The following is an 18,925-nucleotide window of genomic DNA, read 5'->3' as shown; positions in this document are numbered from 1 at the left end:
ATGCTGCACACTGCTATGGTTTTCCCTATTAAACAAATTATTATACTTTTTTACTAAAGAAATGCCGGAAAGAAACAGAACACATTACTTAAAAATGCTCAGTTTCTTTTAGCTAAAGGCTTTAGCTATCTTCTACTAATCACATTTCATCTTCGGCAAATTATATACAACTATTGCTGAATTATATAATAGCCGTGTTTGATGGTCAAAATAGTTTTGCTAAAAATTGATCATCATGAAAACAGATCGGCCAACTAAAGCTAATCCGATTATTACAAGAAAAACATTTCCTATTCTTGAAATGACCTGTGCTGCCTGTGCAGTTAGCGTAGAGTCAACTTTAAAATCCATAGAGGGGGTGCAGGATGCCGCTGTGAATTTTGCCAATCAGGATGCATGGGTCATATATGATACTGCTATTACTGGACCTGAAGAATTTCAAACTGCTATTCGTTCCATTAGTTATGATATTGTTATTACAGAAGCTAATCAACAACAGGTCAAAGAAGAAGCTCAGTTAAAGCATTATAAAATGATCAGGCAGCGAACCATCTGGTCATCTATCTTATCGGTGCCCATAGTTATCATAGGCATGTTTTTTATGGATATGCCATATGCTAATTATATAATGCTGGTTTTATCGACACCTGTTGTATTTTATTTTGGTAAGCAGTTTTTTATAACTGCGTGGAAACAGGCCAGACACCGGAAAGCCAATATGGATACGCTGGTTGCTTTGAGTACCGGTATTGCCTGGCTTTTCAGTTGTTTCAATACATTTTTTGCTTCTTTCTGGCATGAGCGCGGACTTCATGCGCACGTGTATTTTGAAGCTGCGGCTGTAATTGTAGCTTTTATCTCACTAGGTAAACTACTGGAAGAAAGAGCAAAATCAAATACATCCTCTGCCATAAAAAAGTTAATCGGGCTTCAGCCGAAAACGGTTACGCTGGTACTGGACAATGATGAAACCGTTGAAGCGCCGGTTGCTTCCGTCCAGAAAAATGCAGTTATCCTCGTAAAACCTGGTGAAAAAATTCCGGTTGACGGCTCTGTCATCACTGGTAGTTCTTTTATAGATGAAAGTATGATTACCGGAGAACCGCTACCGGTAGAGAAAAAAGCCGGTGATAAAGTGTTTACCGGAACCATTAACCAAAAAGGTAGTTTTAGGTTCAGGGCTGAAAAAATTGGGTCTGAAACCTTTTTGGCTCAAATCATCAGAATGGTAGAACAGGCGCAGGGTAGTAAAGCGCCTGTACAAAAACTGGTAGATAAAATTGCAGGAATATTTGTTCCGATTGTTATCGTTATATCGATACTCACTTTTGTCATTTGGGCTTTATCGGGTGTTGAAAATGCTTTCACACAAGCACTCCTGAATGCGGTTACTGTATTAGTTATAGCCTGTCCTTGTGCTCTTGGGTTGGCAACACCTACTGCTATTATGGTTGGTATTGGTAAAGGCGCAGAAAACAATATGCTCATAAAAGATGCTGAAAGTCTCGAGCTGGCGCATAAAGTCAATGCCATTGTATTAGATAAAACAGGTACCATCACCGAGGGAAAACCAGAAGTAAGTGATATGCTGTTTTCAGAATGGACAAACACACAAAAATTACAAAGTATACTACTTGCCATCGAACTTCAGTCTGAGCACCCTTTGGCTGAAGCTGTGGTACGTTATCTTGACAAAGAAAATATCGACAAGGTTACTGTTGATCAGGTTGAAAGTATTACCGGAAAAGGTATCGTAGCAGTTTATGAAGATCATGTATATACTGTGGGTAGTCCATCGATGATGAAAGAAAACAAGGTAGAAATCAATGATTTTTTACAGGGTAAGTTACATATGTTACAACAGCAGGCTAAGACTGTTATTCTTTTTTCGGAAGATAAAACGGCCAAAGCCATCATTGCCATTACCGATAAAATAAAACCAAGCTCCAAACAGGCCATTGATGAACTGAATATGCTTGGCATTGATGTGTATATGCTTACGGGCGATAATCAGCAAACGGCCAAAGCCATTGCGGAAGAAGTTGGTATAAAAACATTTAAAGCAGAGGTTTTACCATCGGAGAAAGCTGCATTTATTGAAAGTTTACAAAAAGCCGGCAAAACGGTTGCCATGGTGGGTGATGGTATTAATGACAGCCACGCCCTTGCGCTGGCCGATGTTAGTATTGCTATGGGTAAAGGAAGCGATATTGCTATGGATGTAGCAAAAATGACCCTTATTACATCTGATCTCACAAGTATTCCAAAAGCTATTCGACTGTCGAAAGCAACAGTAGCTACTATTAAACAAAATTTGTTCTGGGCCTTTATCTATAACCTGATTGGCATTCCTGTTGCTGCTGGTCTTCTTTATCCTGTGAATGGATTTTTATTGAATCCTATGATTGCTGGTGCTGCCATGGCATTAAGTAGTGTAAGTGTGGTAAGTAATAGTTTAAGACTAAAATTTTCTTCCCTTAAGTAATCATAGAAGGATGACAGTTTGGTTGACAGCCCGGTAAGACACCGGGCTGTTTAGTTACATAATACCGGTTTTCATTTGTTTATTTTAACCAATAAATAAACAAGGAACCATTATTTCAAACTAACTTTCCGCTTGCTAAATACGTAGGAATATGCTTAAGAAAATTGTAGCGGCCGCCTTGATTGGCTTAACGCAACCGGTAGTGGCGCAAAACACACCAACCAACATGAACCAGTTTGTGGATCAACTGATGAAAAAAATGACCATCGATGAAAAAATTGGTCAGTTGAACCTGCTTACACCAGGAGGTGGTGTGGCAACAGGTGCAGTGGTAAGTAAAGATGTAGAACAGAAAATAAAAGAAGGTAAAGTAGGTGGTTTATTTGGTGTGGTAGGACAGGATAAAGTACGTAAGGCACAGGAGTTGGCTTTAAAAAGTTCAAGACTGGGTATTCCTTTGTTGATGGGTTCTGATGTGATCCATGGTCATAAAACAACTTTCCCTATTCCGCTTGCATTGTCTTGCAGTTGGGATACCAGCCTCATCAGAAATCTCGCACGCACTGCTGCACGAGAAGCTTCTGCCGATGGACTAAACTGGGTATTTTCTCCTATGGTTGATATTGCCCGCGATCCACGCTGGGGACGTGTTTCAGAAGGTTCTGGTGAAGATCCATTTCTCGGTTCATTGATTGCTGCCGCCATGGTGAAAGGTTACCAGGGTAATGACCTCAGCAAAGAAGATGCAGTGCTTTCCTGTGTAAAACATTTTGCACTCTATGGCGCTTCTGAAGCCGGGCGCGATTACAATACCGTTGATATGAGCCGCCTTAGAATGTACCAGGAATACCTGCCTCCTTACCGTGCAGCCATTAATGCCGGTGCCGCCAGTGTAATGAGTTCATTCAATGAAATTGATGGCGTACCAGCAACTGGAAATAAATGGTTGCTTACAGACCTGCTGCGCAAAGAATGGGGCTTCAAAGGTTTTGTGGTATCTGATTATACTTCGGTGAATGAAATGATTAATCATGGTATGGGCGATCTCCAGGCGGTTTCTGCATTATCGCTCCGCGCCGGTCTTGATATGGATATGGTGGGTGAAGGTTTTCTCACCACACTCAAAAAATCATTAACAGAAGGCAAGATCACGATCCAGCAAATTGATGCAGCCTGCAGAAGAATACTGGAAGCAAAATATAAACTGGGGCTTTTTACATCACCGTATCGTAATACAAGTGAAGCGCGTACCAGTGCAGAAATCATGACTGCCACTACCAGAAAACAGGCGCGAGAAGCAGCCACCCGTTCTTTTGTATTGTTGAAAAACAATGCACAGACACTGCCATTGAAAAAGAACAGTTCGATTGCATTGGTAGGTCCGTTGGCAGATAACAAAAGAAATATGCTGGGTACCTGGTCGGTTTCAGGCGACTGGAAAGAATCTGTTTCTATACTGGAAGGCATAAAAGCTGCTATGGGTAACAATGGTGCTGTTGCGTATGCCAAAGGTGCCGATATCAGCAGCGATTCTTTTGAAGTGGCCCGTTCCAATGCATTGGGTGTTGAAATAGAAAAAGACAAACGCAAACCGGAAGACATGATCAGTGAAGCAGTGAGTGTAGCAGCTAAATCAGATATTATTGTTGCGGTTGTGGGCGAAGCAGCCGATATGAGTGGTGAAGCATCAAGCCGTTCCAATATTGGTATTCCGGAGAGCCAGAAAGCTTTGTTGCGTGCATTGAAAAAAACCGGCAAGCCTCTGATAATCGTATTACTGAACGGTCGTCCGTTAACACTTGAATGGGAGGCGGCCAATGCAGATGCCTTACTCGATATCTGGTTTGGCGGAACAGAAACAGGAAATGCCGTGGCCGATGTATTGTTTGGTAATTATAATCCATCCGGTAAACTCAGCATGACTTTCCCGAAAAATGTGGGACAGGTTCCTTTGTATTACGCGCATAAAAACACAGGCCGACCTTTTAACCACGAGCCTTTTGCCAAATTCAAATCGAATTACTTAGATGTAGAAAATGAGCCGCTGTTTCCTTTTGGTTTTGGATTGAGTTATACCACTTTCAGCTACAGCGATCTTTCACTCAGCAGTAACAGTATGCGCGCTGGTGAAAAAATTACAGCCACCATCACCGTAACCAATAGTGGTAATTATGATGGGGAGGAAACGGTGCAGTTGTATATCAGGGATATGGTGGGCAGTGTTACAAGACCAGTGAAGGAATTGAAATCGTTCCGGAAAATATTTTTAAAGAAAGGAGAGAGCAAAACCGTTTCATTTACCATCAGCAATGAAGATCTGAAATTTTATAACGCAGATTTGAAATGGGTGAGTGAGCCTGGTGAGTTTGAAGTGATGATAGGAACTGATTCACAGAAGGTAAAAAGCCAAAAATTTGAGTTGAAATAACTGTTTGTAGCTGGTAGATTCACAACATAAGAGAAGGGGGTTGTATACTAAAACTATACAACCCCCTTCTCTTATTTTAAAGTAAGTTCTAACTTTTTTTGTCCCGGCTGAATAGTAATGAACTCCTCGAGCCTGTCTGCCTTACTTACAGCATAATACTCACGTGAGTAGTGATCGGCCGATGCGCCAAAACTTCCGTATGAGCTTCCTCTGTACACATCTCTGCTTCTACCTTCGCTCCAGCTTACAATACATTGTATAAAATACCTGCCGGGTTTCATTTTTTCAAATTTAAACCTTCCATAACCATCTGTTTTTTCAGCTATCCGGTATTTGAAGGCTTCCTCACTCATATATACCTTTGTGAGCTTGTCTTCTTTCTCTTCTCTCAACTTATACCAGGCTTCGAAATAAGCTGTTACCGGAAAAAGCAGGATCGTGGTATTAACAGCATAAATGCGTTTCGATAATGGCGCTTTGAATCCATACATGTTTTTAGGCTTTGTAAATGCAACCCCTTCAATAGTAATATCGCCATAAGCCAATGCAGCTTTGGCTAAACTACTATCAAACGAAACCTGTGGGTATAAGTTTTTAACCTCTTGTTTCGATGCTTTTCTGTTTACCTGTTTTACAGGGTTACAGGCAGCTGTGGCGATGAGTAGCGCGATAAAAAGACTGCCGGTTGTGGATTGGATTTTGTTGTTCATACCGCTCTATTTAATACATTAAAAAGTTTACTGGTTACAAAAGTGATATACCATTGCAGCCATTAAGCAGTCAGTATTGTATTGAGATACTTGTATAGCGAACAATAAGCTTATTCGCTTTTGAACAGGTATGAAACAAATTTAGTTGAAGATCATGTGCGGCGTGTGTGAATAGAGAAGAAGAGATAGCAGTATGATAACATTTGCAGGTTTATGTCTATGAACTACATATTTCACCTGATTAAACTATTATTTTGGTCTGCATAAAAATTCGCTATCACTGATACTATTGAATAGCCAATTTTAGTGATGATTATAAAACAGTGTTGAGGTACTTTATCAATTCTAAAGTCAACGCTTCTACAGAGAGACCGTCCATCCACATAATCAGTCCGTTATTGTCTTTAGCTACATCAATCAGTCCTATAAAGCCTTTTTTTCTGCACCAGGTTTTTAAATGGGAGCCTATCTGTTCCTGCAGCGGCGACATAACTGCCTGATATCGTTTTTTTAATTGCCCGTCATAATCCTCCGACTTACGTCTGATCGTACTTTCTAAAGCTATTGCTTCATCAACTAATTTTTGTCTTGCCGCATTATCGTTTGTATTTTGTTCAATGCGCTTTTTTAGTTCATTGTACTTTTTACTCATTGATTCTACTTCTTCCTGTCTCGGTTTAAATTCTACATTCAGGTTGTTTTGCAGGTCCAGCAATTTTTTTATGCCCAGTTGTGCATTCTGGAATATATAACTGTCTATCAAGGCAACTGAATTTGTATTCCCTGAAGTTTGAGCAGACGTTTGTATTGCTATTGCAGCCAAAAGAAAAATGAACAGGTGACGCAATCTTAACAGGTTTTTCATAACAGGTGATTTATAATGTTTACTCGGTTTATATGCGCCGCTGGTTAAACTGGCTTATACAAACATAAAGTAGTATACTGGTAATCGATTCAAAAAGAAATGATTACCGAGTTTTAGGTATGATAATGTCTATTATCTATGTTATTCTTCCATAAGTTGTGCAGAAGTGTCTAATCGAACGCTAAACAGAAATGATATTACTATAATCAAGTATTGATCACTGTTACTGGCTGACCACTCTGCTGTTTTGGTTCAGCTTATATGGTATCAGTTTTTGAAAATAGCTGTCAAGGCTTTTATCGTGCTGAATTTTTCTCTTCCCAAATCTTTATATGCACCTGTAATGCGGGCTTTCATCAATTCATAATTACGAAAGTAAAACCGAGAAATCCGTAATACTTCTTTTTCATTACTGAATAGTATAATACACTCATTTGGTAAAGGCCATGCCGGCTCTAACATTAATTTGTATCCGGTTATCCCATTATTATTAAAGCTTAGCTTTCTTCCCAGCCCTAAAAAAGAAACAGTTTCTATCGCATTTTTCATGAACACAATACGAATGGCCTTTAAGCGTAATTCCCCCCAAACAAATACAATCCATATAACAGCGAGTAAAACAAAAAATATTATTCCACCGGCCATGTCATAGATATCTGTTGATGTTAAAATATACCATAGTGTGGCGGGTATCAGCAATGTGGCCATTAAACTGTAAAAGACAGGGAAAACAATTCGTCCGGAAAACGATGAAAACTGAACTATATTTTCTTCTTTCCTCATTTTAAATGATATCAATCTGTCGGCTATGCGGCAGAAATTTACTTTCTGTTTCGCATCAGGTCACTTAAGTGAATCAGCAAACGATAGACCATTGTTTGTGTGTCTGTATCTGCAGAAGTGAATTGCAGCAGTCCCATTTGTTGTTGACCATTCTGAAAAACAATACGCGCTCCTGCACCAAACCCATCTTTTACATATGGTATGAAAGCGATGCCTTTTACCTGAAAAACAGCATCCCGGTCTGCATTCTGTAGTTTAGCAACATGAATATCGTATCGGATAGATGGCATTTGAGTAGTCTTGAATACACTGTCATTTAGCAAAGTGATTGCTGCTCTGTCGTTATCAGCAATACGCAGCAAGGCATTAATGGAGTCAATTGTTTGACTGATTGTTAACTTAAACCCTGGTTTATAGTTCTGGTGATCTGTTTCTATGATCCGGCGAATCTGTTCGTAAGTATCTTTTGCCTTTGCTGCCGAATGAAAGCGGATGGCTTGTGAGCCCGATTCATTTATTTTGAATTCAACTGTTTTGCTGCCTGTTTTATAATATATGCCCAGGGGAGCCCGTATATCTTTGTGTAACTCGAAAAGATTGAATGAAAAAGGGATATGGCCGTTATTATAAACAATGGTTATGGCCCCGCCGCTGAAAATGGTGGCCGCCGTTGCTTTAAAAGAATGGTTTCCTGTAAATACTGCCGAACAGCATTGTATATTTTTTTTGATGGCGGCGACAGCTGCTTTAAAATCATCATCGCGCTGCTGAGCATACACAGTCTGTGAGATAAAAAACGAAATAACAGCGAAACAAAAACTTCGATACCTTGCTTTTACTGTCATGCTATTGTGCTGTTTTACTTTCATTCCAGTATTTCATCATCAATGTATGTACTTCTTCAGCTTGTTCTCCGAAACTGCTCAACCGGAAAAATATGTCGCCATCATACATCTTTTTATTTAATCCCATCAAGCCTCTCAGGAGTGGATTGAACTGATTCCGGTACAAAGAAGGATCTTTCAGTTTAATCGTGAGTGCACGTTCCCAGACGGGACCATTTAACTGGCCCTGGGTAGTGCGAACATCCACAAATTTTATTTCGGCTACATTGGTCCAGTGCATAAATCCGGAAGACACGCCACCCGGGTTGTACTCAAACCCTTTTTCGTCCATCCTTAAAACATCAGGATTTATAATGATCATTTTCAGGGCCATGAAAATACAAACGGAGCCAATGGAGCCTATAATCGTTAAAATGGTGATGGCTGTAGCATCCAGTGCTATAGATTCTTCTTTGAAAAAAAAGGCCCAGGCTGCTATCGACATCAGTAACAATACAGCCAGGATTACGATAAAATGACCCGCCCTGTTATTTTTGATCCGAAACTTTTGCATGCGAAAGATTTATAGTATGATTTAGGAAATTAGAAAATACATCAATCAGAATAATAATTCATCAGAGACCTCGTCCGGTTTTATTCATGATCATGTCGAAACATTCTCTTTTATCAACCCTGTTTTTTAAACTTATTTTTTCAGGTTTACCCATGTAATTATTTGCTGTAAATATTTAACAAACACAACCGTGGTATGCATGATAAAATGCAGCCTGAAATATATAGCAATATGAAGATAAACAGCATTTTTCATATCGATAACCTGAAACAAAATTTCAGGTTTATTGTTTTATGTAGTGCATATATACTACCGGGATTAAAACAATACTCATAATTAGGTATTGCTGAAAAAAAATTATGCCAGTACATTGAAAATAATAATCGGTTATGAGGAAATTAATACAGACAGCTACCGTTCTCTTTATTGTATGCTTCGCTACAGAAGGAAAATCACAAGCTACTTTAACAAAAGGCGAAACGGTTTCGTATCTCGATAAAAAGATAAAGGAAGTACTCGGCTATCAGCGACTTGTTCCTTATCAAAACAGTACCACTAATTATTATTACTATAATGCCAGCGTTAATTTAGATGGCAATAAACTTACCCTCTTCACCGAAAGAGGCACTTCTGTAAATAAGACCATCGGGTATCGGGCATATGTACCCAATGTGGGATACCGTTACATTTATCCCTGTACCTATATAGAACAAACACATACCATTTCTTTTAACCCGATGCAAATAAAGTCGATTGACCTGGAAACAACTTCCATTTCCGGGCAGACGGTGGGTATGATTAAGATTACACTGAAGGCAGCATCTGCACAATACAATTTTGTTGCCACTACCGTTAACGACAAATTCAACGCCAATGCCGGTCAGTTTAACGGGCAATGCACTTCGTTCCGGGAAGTTGGAAGCGAGCGTAAAACAACCAATGAAGTGTTATTTACCTATTTCAAGGCAGACGATACCAATTTCAATAAAATAAAAAAAGCTTTACTTCATCTGCAGGCTTTATTAAATGCTGAAGACGATCCGTTTGGTAACTGATTGCCCAATGCTATTGAATCTATCCATCATAAATGTTTACCTTGCAACGTATAATGCAATCAATTATGAGGAAGCTATTCTTTACTTTTTTACTCCTGGTCTTCACCGCATTTTCTTTTGCGCAGGACATTACCTTAACAAAAGGTGAAACCATCAACTATATCAATAAATTATTGCAGAAGACAGTGGGGCTTGAATACAACCGGGGTAGCACTGTTGACCGTATTGCTTTAACTGAAACGTCTACTGGTCTTCGTTTTTCGTACACAGCATCCGGTACCAGCAAATTTGCTTTCAATGCTTACAACGAACATTCCTGGGGAGGGTATGATAAATGTCCGGAGCGTTCTTATGATTTCGATCCCATTTATGTAAAAGACATTGTGCTGAAATCTTATGGACACAACAATATCCGTTACCTCGTGCTTTCATTTGTGAAAAAGGACCTGGTGAAGGAAAAAATCAGCGGATGTCCGGAAGCGTTTTATGGCCGCAACCAGACGGTGAATGATGTGCTTTTCTTTTTCCTGATGGCACAGCAAAGTGATTTTGATAAATTCAAAAAAGCTTTTCAGCACTTGATTGCTTTGTATAAGGCGGAAGATGATCCGTTTGGATAAACAGAATCAGTTAAGACTGTTATCGTTTTATCCATTCTTTGCATTACTGATTAAATAGGTATTAATCAGTATATAGACCAATAAAAAAATAATCGCCGCTATAAAATCGAACCGGTTTGCCTGTTTTAACTTATTGGCTTTGGCCAGTTTAAGTGAGTACACAGATGTGGTTACCACCAGAAAAATAAAGAGTAATGTTATACCATGCAGCGCATCCACGAGCGTAAAAGAAGTGGCTTCGGGCATAGAAGATTCTACTACATATTTATTACCGATCACGGCAAATAAAGCACCCACACTTAAACCAAAACGGGAGTCGATATTATCGGCATGAATAAAAAAGCAGATAAAGGAAATAAGGAATGCAGCGTACATACCGAGAAACATTTTCCAGAAAAGCTCGGTGGCATCTCTGTGCAGACTCACTTTTACCCGGAAAGAACTGTAATCCATATGAGGGGTTTCGAGTTCAGGGTCGCCAAAACCGGTTTCATATCCTTTAACCGCTGTTGACAATGTAAAGCTATCGATCTGCCAGCCCCTCAATACGAAACGCGGATCGAAATTTTTACCCACTGTGTCGGCTACAAATATTAATGAGCTGGCATCGTATTGCGAATTTTCGATGGAGAACCATAGGCGCTGTTTATCGAAGGGGAAATTTTTGATGGTCCAGGAATCTTTCATCACGCATTGCAACTTCATGAGCATATAGATGCCATCTTCTGTACTGTCGACTGTGCTGTATAATTTAGTGAAGTTTTTGGCCTGCGGCAGTTCCAGGTATTTCTCGAAATTGAACTCTTTATTTTTATAGCGTAGCCATAACCAGAGATTGATGGCGTATTCTTTTTGTTTGAAATCTATATCGTGTATGCTGGTGATATAAATGCCCGTTTTTACGGTATCGGGTTTACTATCGGATTGTGCATGGGCGTTGTTGATATACAACAAAACTAAAACAATAATGACCCATGCTTTTTTCATATGATTAGTTGGTTTAGTTGGGGTAAGTTAACGAAAATTGAATGAATACCCGGTTCAGGGAAGCCCGGCGGTGCAGGTTGGAATATTTTCTATTAGCTGGCATATGGTGTGAACCATTTACTACAGTTCCGTTGGCAGACTGCAAGTGCTTACATGCTGCGCACTGTTTTCTATACTTAAAAATGACGCATGCTGTTATTGGATCGTATTCGGTCATCAGCACCGTTTATTAGAGCATAAACTTACAGCACAATAACAGAGCCTTGGGGTGGCGGGGGTGGTGCCACCCCTGCTAACCGTTTGTAAATGAGTTCATATGAACCAAAAAATAATTTCCCCCCAACCTAAATACCAGTCAAAAGGGTGGCAGTCTTCGGGAATGCTTCGGGAAATGGCTGTTTTTCTTCGGATTCTGCCGTATTTCCTTCGTACTTCCTTCGGATTTGCTTCGGGTGTTCTTCGGGATTTCCCGAAGCAATACCGAAGCGGCTTCGGAAAAACCCGAAGCTGGTACGATGATGATACGGCGTTGATGTATGGAAGGATTGGGGAATGATTGGGTATTGGGATAGTTGGGGGTTTCGAAAATTGCTTAATGATATGTGGTTAAAAAGAAATAATCTTACTGATATGCAGGTTTCGGAGATTTTGAACTTTGGGTACACTCTAAAAAAAAATCAATCGTTTACGATCAGTTTTGAGAATCGAAACAAACCTTAATACATGAGCGTTTAAAGTTGGGGCAATTTCATATATCGAAAATTAAGTATTATTACATTATATGAAGAAAATAGAAGTTGTAGCTGCGATATTAATACATGAAAATGAAATTCTTTGTGCGCAAAGGGCTGAAAGTAAATTCGAGTATATCTCAAAAAAATTTGAGTTCCCTGGAGGAAAAATTGAACCGGGCGAGACTAAACAAGATGCATTAAAAAGAGAATTAAACGAAGAGTTGAATATTAACCCTAAAATAAACCAGCTATACCTCACCGTTATTCATCAGTATCCTGACTTTGAATTAACTATGCATAGTTTCTTATGCAATACAGATACAAAACAAATTGTATTAACTGAACATATTTCATCAAAATGGTTAAAACGATCGGAGCTAATAAATCTTGATTGGGCTGCTGCCGATATACCTATTGTAAAAAAGCTGCTACAAGATGGATGGTCTATTTAATGAAAATTTTCATAAAAGCCTACAAACAGGATTTGTTAATAAAACAATTGAATCCGAATTAGCATATCGGCCTCAACTTTTAACCAATAAAACAATCCCCAAAGAAAAAGTTTTGTCTACTCTTCTGCAAGAGTTTGACACTTGTGACGAATTTCTAATTTCAGTTGCGTTCGTTACAACTAGTGGTATCGCAGTGTTATTAAATAGTTTGCTTGTTTTAGAGAAAAGAAATATTAAAGGAAAGATATTAGTTTCTCAATATTTAAATTTCACACAACCTGAAGCGCTAAAAAGGTTAAAGATTTTTAAGAATATACAGCTCAAAATATCTACAACAAACAATTCTCATTGTAAGGGCTATATCTTTAAGAAAAAAGAACACTATAATATAATAGTTGGAAGTAGCAACTTAACTTCACAGGCTTTAACTGTAAATAAGGAATGGAATTTAAAGGTTTCAGGATTAGGCTCTAGTGGTATTGTTAATGACTTTTTATCAGAATTTAATAACGATTTTGAGAAGGCAACTTTAGTCACCGACGAGTTCATTACTGCTTATCAAATCGAATATGATAAGGGCAGATTGTTCAATCAACAACTGAAATTTGAAAAGCCTAATTTTCTTGAAAAAGAAATCGAGCCAAATTCCATGCAACTAGCTGCATTGGAAAACTTAAAGAAATTACGGCTAGCAAATAAAACTAAAGCTCTTATTATTTCTGCCACAGGGACAGGTAAAACATACTTATCGGCATTTGATGTTAAGAGCTTTAGCCCTAAAAAATTACTATTTGTTGTCCACCGTTTAAATATTGCACAACATGCACTTGAAACGTTTAAATTACTATTTAAAAATGAGAGGACATTCGGCATTTACTCTGGGGACAAAAAAGAACTAGAGAAAGACTTTATTTTTTCGACCGTTCAAACTATCTCGAAGGAAGAAAATCTAAATTTATTTGAAAAAGAAGCATTCGATTACATTATAATTGATGAATCACATCGCGCAGGTGCAGACTCATACCGAAGACTGGTAGAATATTTTCGACCTAAATTCTTATTGGGGATGACGGCTACACCGGAACGAACAGATGGCAATGATATCTTCAGTCTCTTTGACCATAATATTGGGTATGAGATCAGGTTGAACAAAGCAATGGAAGAAGGAATGTTGAGTGAATTTCATTACTACGGTGTTGTTGACTTAATCGTAAATAATGAGGTAGTTGATGATACTCGTTATTTTACTCGTTTGACTAGTGATGAAAGAGTTGAGAAAATCATACAAAATGCCAAACTTTATAGCAGTGACAATGGTATTACTAGAGGACTAGCCTTTTGTTCTACAAATACAGAATCATCTTTTCTATCGCAAAAGTTCAATGATTTTGGATTTAAAACAGTTGCGTTGTCAGGCGAAAGCTCTGAGGCACAAAGGAGCGATGCTATTGCAAGATTAGAATCTAGCAATAATCACGAAAGACTCGACTATATATTTACAGTTGATATTTTCAATGAAGGGATAGATATTCCGAAAGTGAACCAAATTCTAATGATTAGACCTACTGATTCTGCCATCGTTTTTGTGCAGCAATTAGGAAGAGGGTTGCGGAAAGCCGAAGGAAAAGATTATCTAACAGTTGTTGACTTTATTGGAAATCACAAGAACAATTATTTAATTCCAATAGCGCTATACGGGGACACTTCCTACAATAAGGACACTTTACGAAGACTGATTTCGGAAGGTAGTAAAATGTTGCCGGGTTCATCTACAATTAACTTTGACGAGATTACCAAGGAGAGAATATACGAATCAATAGATTCCGCAAACATGACTATTTTTTTAGATCTAAAAAAAGATTATCAACTCTTGAAATCTAGATTAGGACGTATTCCTATGATGATGGATTTTTTAAATCATGAATTAAGAGACCCATTTTTATTTGTTGAGTATGCTAAATCCTATTATAATTTTATAAAAAAAGCAGATGCTACTTTTGAAATCAATCTGGCTAAAAAACAATCTGACTTATTGGAGTTATTTTCTAAAGAGATAAACAATGCCAAAAGAATCGAGGAGAGTTTTATTCTAAAGGTTCTAATGACAAACACTAAGATTAGCATTAAAAACTTCAGAGATCAGGTCTTTGAAGAATATGGCTACAAGCCGAGTCTAGAAACAGTTGATTCTTTAATTTCAAATCTAAACTTTAAGTTCGTTCGAAAAAATGAAAATATCATTTATCGTGAAGAAGACATTTTTAAGCTTCATACTCATTTTCTTGAAATACTAAACGACACGATCTTTAAGGAGTTCCTCATCGACTCTATAAACTATTCGATTGCCACGTTTAAAAAGGGGTTTGTTAAAGAAAACTATAAAGAAGGCCTTGTGCTTTATAATAAATATAGTCGAAAAGATGTTTGCAGATTACTAAATTGGGATAGTGATATTAGTAGTACTGTTTATGGCTACAAAACAAGAAATAAAACAACGCCTTGTTTTGTAACTTATCATAAATCAATTGAAATCGTCGATTCTATCAACTATAACGACCATTTTATTTCCCCATCAGTATTTGCATGGGAGTCAAGGTCTGGCAGGAAGGTCGAAAATCAGGAAATACAAAATGTAATTAGGTCAAAGCGTATTTTACTTTTCGTTAAAAAGGAGGATGCCGAAGGAACTGATTTTTACTATATGGGAGATGTTTCAATTATTAAAGATTCTGTAGAACAGGCGTTAATGCCGCAATCCGATAAACCTGTCGTTCACTTTAAATTTAAATTACAGCAGCCTGTACCAGATAATTTATATAAATACATAACGGAAGTTTACTCGAAAAAGAAGGACAACTCAGATAGTAGTCAAGAAGAAACGATATCAGAAGCAACTAAGGTTCAGCCAAAATTTACAATTCCTTTTTATGATTTGTATGCTGCTGCTGGAAGTTTTAGTGAGTTACAATATAAAAATACTTTTTCTCAAATTGAAGTTGATGAACAGTACGCCAAAAGTGATGACTACTTTGCAATTAAAGTAGTTGGAGAGTCTATGAATAGAAGGATACCCAATGGAGCAATTTGTATATTCAAAAAATATAGCGGAGGTTCTCGAGATGGGAAAATAGTATTGGTTGAAAATAGAGTTATACAAGATCCTGATTTTGAAGCACAGTTTACAGTTAAAGTTTTTTCGAGTCAAAAATCAATAAATGAAGAAACTTGGGGGCACGATGAAATTGTATTAAAACCGAATTCATTCGACAAGACATATACCGATATCGTTCTTAACAGAGAACAAGCCGACGGAATGAACGTAATTGGTGAATTTATTACTGTTCTGAAAATGTAAATTTCAACAATGTAGTAAATGTTTCTTTTTCCGCAGAGTATACATTTTAAAGTTAGTCGAAGGATCTCTGAGGCACGAGTAACCCTTCTCCAAGCAAATAACTCAAACCGCAAAAACAATCCACCCATAACCCAATACAAGCAAACAGAGCAGGAGCAATGATTTAAACCACCATTTTTTCTCACCAATATATTGCTGCAGAATATGGTATGTGGCTCGCACAAACAGGTAAATACCCCAGAGGTACAACAGCAGCCCGATGAATAATAGTATTTCTGAGGTTAACAGTGGCATTTCGTCTGTATTATTAGCCGCTGTTGGAATAAAAATGGCACAGAGCATCATCAGCAGGGTAGGCACCGTTGTATAACTCTTTGCATAGATCATCGAGAAAAAAGACCGTCGGAAAACATCGCCGGGAAATGGCTGTTTTCGCATTCGCCCCAATACCAGGGCCAGCAATATGGCATCGAAATTGGCTACCAGAAAAATGAGCAGCGATTGCTCCACCAAATTAAGTTTGCTCAGCGATTCGGTTATAGATTCTACCAGGTAACTGGCCCGCTCCGCTTCGTTTTCAATAACCTGTTCCGTATCTGAAACAGCACTTGTATCTGTCTGGGTTGTATCAACGGTTGCCATGGCCGGGTTGGTTGCTGTTGCCACCGAATCTTCAACAGCCGTAATGGTTGCCTCACCCAGTGTTTCATCGATGCTGGTCATCTGCTGCAATGCATACAATGATACAATGGCAATAATGATGGCCAGTTTTACCGGAGAAGTGATGTTCAGGTACCGGGCGTCTTCCTGGGGAATATTTTCTTCCTGTTCTACAATGCTGTAACAGTTTTTCGTATTCCTGAATAACCGTTTTATGGTGATGGGTAAGAGAATTATTTCAATAATAATACGGTACAATAATTTTTCTATTCCGCCGATAATTCGTTCGAAATCCATAGGGCTCAGGTTTTATCAGGAAGTTAACGATTTCTCTACTTTTTTGATGCGGCTAAAGAGGGTTGTTACCCACAAAAAAGCGAAGACTTTCATCTTCGCTTTGTAGAACTATACAGATTATAATCGGGACATGATCTTATGAACCCCGGCTTATATTTATTCTTGTGTGGTGAGCATATCACTTCATCTTCTAAGCGCCAGCATGTATCGTCTCATGTCTAAGAATAAATGATACAATCGCCGGGCTTCAGCCTCCGTTGCTTTTTCAAGTTTCAGACGGTTGGTTTGACCGGGCTGATGAAAATAGATCCAGTTGGCAGGAACATGTGTTTGATAATTGATGGGCACAAACCCGATGCCTCCTCGATTAAAAGAATCGTTTTTTGATGCATTCAGTTTCAGCACATTCACTTTTATTAAGTTACTGTTTCCATTCTTTACTGCAAAAACAGAATCAGACAACAACTGAACGTTGCGCCCCATTTCATCGTATTTTTTCAGGCTGTCGTTGAGGCGCTGTATGACAGCATTGAGGTTATTACGAATTCGTGTTCGCTGCGAATACGATTCCATACAGGTTACGAATAAGAGGACCAGCAAAAAAAATGTTTTGAATTTCATGTTCCTGTTTTACTGGTAATAAAGATAGGCAGTTATGCATTTTAGATTGTATCGGGTTGATTGTTAAGCGGGCATCCCGATTAAATCGGGACATGATCCAGGGACCCTCCCGACTTTAGTCGGGATGCACTAACCCCTCCTTAGGCGGGCGTGCAACTGAGCGCTTTGAAATAAAAAAGCGAAGATGTTCATCTTCGCTTTGTGGGCCCACCAGGGCATGATCCTGGGACCCCCTGATTATGAGTCAGGTGCTCTAACCAACTGAGCTATAGGCCCGAAAACAACAATCGTTGTTCCCTAAAAGTTTCCTACAGCAAACACCCAAACAGGTGCTCTTACTCCGCCTCAGGCGGAAGCTATAGGCCCGAAAACAACTAATGCTGTTTTCAAAAAAGTTTTACCTAACAAAAAACACCCTAAAGGTGCTCTTACTCCGCCTCGGGCGGAAGCTATAGGCCCGGAGTAACCTTTTCAGATTGCTCTTGGGCGGCAAAAATAATGAATTACGGTTAATTTTTGAAAGCAAATTGGAGTTTATGGGCTATGAGCCTTGAGCTGTGAGCTATGAGCGTTTTGGTACCTCCTCGAGAAATAACCTTTGGAGCAATCTCTCCGACTCGAAGCTCACGGCTCATAGCTCACAGCTAACTTTGCTTCCTCACGTATTTAGTCAATATCACAATCATCTGGTTCTCTATTTTTCCCTCAATCTGTTCGGTATTGTCTCTTACCAGACGGATGTTTTTTACAATAGTGCCCTGTCTGGCGGTAAAACTGGTGCCTTTTACATCGAGGTTTTTTACCAGTATCACGGTATCACCTTCCTGTAAAAAATTGCCATTGGCATCGGTATGTAGCTGGGCTTCGCCATCAAACTCATGATCGCCGGTGGCTTTGGCCCAGGCCAGGTTTTCATCGGTAAGGTATAACATGTCTAGCTGGTCTACTGCCCAGCTTTCTTTACGCAAACGGTTCAGCATACGCCAGGCCATAACCTGTACACCCGGCACTTCGCTCCACATGGTTTCGGTGAGTGCTTTCCAATGTGCATCATCCAGTGGTTCTTTTTTCTCTATCTGTGTTTCACATTTACTACAGATCATAATACTGTTCTCGGGATAGGCATGATCCTGCGGCGGTACTTTATACAATTGCAATTTGTCATTCGATCTACATAGTTCGCAGGCATTCCCGGCACGGTTCTGTAAAATTTCTTCGAGCTTCATACTGTTTCAATTAAGTGGGCAAGGTAGGTTAACTGCGTTGTATGTAGTATGATAAAACTCATGTTCTGTTTTTTAATAACTCTTATTGCTTTGGTGTTTTCATATCAAAACAGCTTTATTAAAGGCTTTCTCTCCGTTTACTTTTTTTCCTTGATGAAAAAAAGTAACAAAAAAAATCAAGGCTGTCGAAAAAAAGCTAAAATTTACTTCGTTCAGCTACAATGGATGAAGTCTAAAGCCTGGCATTTA

15 protein-coding genes and 1 tRNA gene are annotated in these 18,925 nt (G+C 38.8%); 6 read left to right on the top strand and 10 right to left on the bottom strand.

The features are described 5' to 3' along the window. Nucleotides 1-235: 235 nt before the first annotated feature. Together ACH3Z1_RS05275 and bglX are read left to right on the top strand one after the other, a co-directional pair. Nucleotides 236-2,485 carry a heavy metal translocating P-type ATPase gene (locus ACH3Z1_RS05275; RefSeq protein ID WP_490820815.1) on the top strand — a complete coding sequence of 750 codons (2,250 nt, stop codon included), beginning with the start codon at nt 236-238 and terminating at the stop codon, nt 2,483-2,485. Between the two features lie 151 nt (nt 2,486-2,636). Then, nucleotides 2,637-4,913, top strand: coding sequence for a beta-glucosidase BglX (gene bglX, locus ACH3Z1_RS05270; protein ID WP_490820814.1), 2,277 nt, complete (start codon nt 2,637-2,639; stop codon nt 4,911-4,913). Between the two features lie 71 nt (nt 4,914-4,984). Here the strand turns inward: bglX and ACH3Z1_RS05265 are convergent, their stop codons facing one another. The 5 genes from ACH3Z1_RS05265 to ACH3Z1_RS05245 form a co-directional block, all read right to left on the bottom strand. Beyond that, entirely contained in the window at nt 4,985-5,623 is a 639-nt protein-coding gene (locus ACH3Z1_RS05265; RefSeq protein ID WP_490820813.1) for a hypothetical protein, read from the bottom strand. A 313-nt stretch (nt 5,624-5,936) separates the two neighbouring features. Then, the gene (locus ACH3Z1_RS05260) at nt 5,937-6,488 is read right to left on the bottom strand and encodes an OmpH/Skp family outer membrane protein (protein WP_490820812.1); all 552 of its coding nucleotides are present in this window, start codon (nt 6,486-6,488) and stop codon (nt 5,937-5,939) included. Between the two features lie 267 nt (nt 6,489-6,755). Continuing rightward, on the bottom strand, nt 6,756-7,271 hold the full coding sequence (locus ACH3Z1_RS05255; RefSeq protein WP_490820811.1) for a hypothetical protein: 516 nt from the start codon (nt 7,269-7,271) through the stop codon (nt 6,756-6,758). Between the two features lie 38 nt (nt 7,272-7,309). Continuing rightward, nucleotides 7,310-8,116: a hypothetical protein gene (locus ACH3Z1_RS05250; protein WP_490820810.1), complete on the bottom strand. Its 807-nt coding sequence runs from the start codon at nt 8,114-8,116 to the stop codon at nt 7,310-7,312. Between the two features lies 1 nt (nt 8,117). Further along, entirely contained in the window at nt 8,118-8,669 is a 552-nt protein-coding gene (locus ACH3Z1_RS05245; protein ID WP_490820809.1) for an STM3941 family protein, read from the bottom strand. Between the two features lie 389 nt (nt 8,670-9,058). On the opposite strand from ACH3Z1_RS05245, the gene ACH3Z1_RS05240 reads away from it, so the two are divergent. Next, nucleotides 9,059-9,724: a hypothetical protein gene (locus ACH3Z1_RS05240; RefSeq protein WP_490820808.1), complete on the top strand. Its 666-nt coding sequence runs from the start codon at nt 9,059-9,061 to the stop codon at nt 9,722-9,724. A gap of 65 nt (nt 9,725-9,789) precedes the next feature. Further along, nucleotides 9,790-10,344 carry a hypothetical protein gene (locus ACH3Z1_RS05235; RefSeq protein WP_490820807.1) on the top strand — a complete coding sequence of 185 codons (555 nt, stop codon included), beginning with the start codon at nt 9,790-9,792 and terminating at the stop codon, nt 10,342-10,344. 27 nt (nt 10,345-10,371) lie between these two features. Here the strand turns inward: ACH3Z1_RS05235 and ACH3Z1_RS05230 are convergent, their stop codons facing one another. Beyond that, nucleotides 10,372-11,331 (bottom strand): ligand-gated ion channel, encoded by a 960-nt coding sequence (locus ACH3Z1_RS05230; protein ID WP_490820806.1) that lies wholly within the window; start codon nt 11,329-11,331, stop codon nt 10,372-10,374. A gap of 781 nt (nt 11,332-12,112) precedes the next feature. Between ACH3Z1_RS05230 and ACH3Z1_RS05225 the strand changes: the two genes are divergently transcribed. Next, nucleotides 12,113-12,517 (top strand): (deoxy)nucleoside triphosphate pyrophosphohydrolase, encoded by a 405-nt coding sequence (locus ACH3Z1_RS05225; RefSeq protein WP_490820805.1) that lies wholly within the window; start codon nt 12,113-12,115, stop codon nt 12,515-12,517. Continuing rightward, the gene (locus tag ACH3Z1_RS05220) at nt 12,501-15,872 is read left to right on the top strand and encodes a DUF3427 domain-containing protein (RefSeq protein WP_490820804.1); all 3,372 of its coding nucleotides are present in this window, start codon (nt 12,501-12,503) and stop codon (nt 15,870-15,872) included. The genes ACH3Z1_RS05225 and ACH3Z1_RS05220 overlap by 17 nt, the downstream gene beginning before the upstream one ends. A 102-nt stretch (nt 15,873-15,974) precedes the next feature. Here the strand turns inward: ACH3Z1_RS05220 and ACH3Z1_RS05215 are convergent, their stop codons facing one another. The 4 genes from ACH3Z1_RS05215 to ACH3Z1_RS05200 all read right to left on the bottom strand — a co-directional run bounded on the left by ACH3Z1_RS05215 (nt 15,975) and on the right by ACH3Z1_RS05200 (nt 18,676). Further along, nucleotides 15,975-16,829: a hypothetical protein gene (locus ACH3Z1_RS05215; RefSeq protein ID WP_490820803.1), complete on the bottom strand. Its 855-nt coding sequence runs from the start codon at nt 16,827-16,829 to the stop codon at nt 15,975-15,977. Between the two features lie 183 nt (nt 16,830-17,012). Next, on the bottom strand, nt 17,013-17,450 hold the full coding sequence (locus ACH3Z1_RS05210) for a hypothetical protein (RefSeq protein ID WP_490820802.1): 438 nt from the start codon (nt 17,448-17,450) through the stop codon (nt 17,013-17,015). 202 nt (nt 17,451-17,652) lie between these two features. Further along, a tRNA-Ile gene (locus ACH3Z1_RS05205) sits at nt 17,653-17,726 on the bottom strand. Between the two features lie 368 nt (nt 17,727-18,094). Then, nucleotides 18,095-18,676, bottom strand: coding sequence for a PhnA domain-containing protein (locus tag ACH3Z1_RS05200; RefSeq protein ID WP_490820801.1), 582 nt, complete (start codon nt 18,674-18,676; stop codon nt 18,095-18,097). Between the last annotated feature and the right edge of the window lie 249 nt (nt 18,677-18,925).

The organism is Sediminibacterium sp. FW305-C-49 (genome assembly GCF_058231085.1).
The sequence above is the reverse complement of the archived record's forward strand: the minus strand, read 5'-3'. Positions and strand labels throughout refer to the sequence as shown.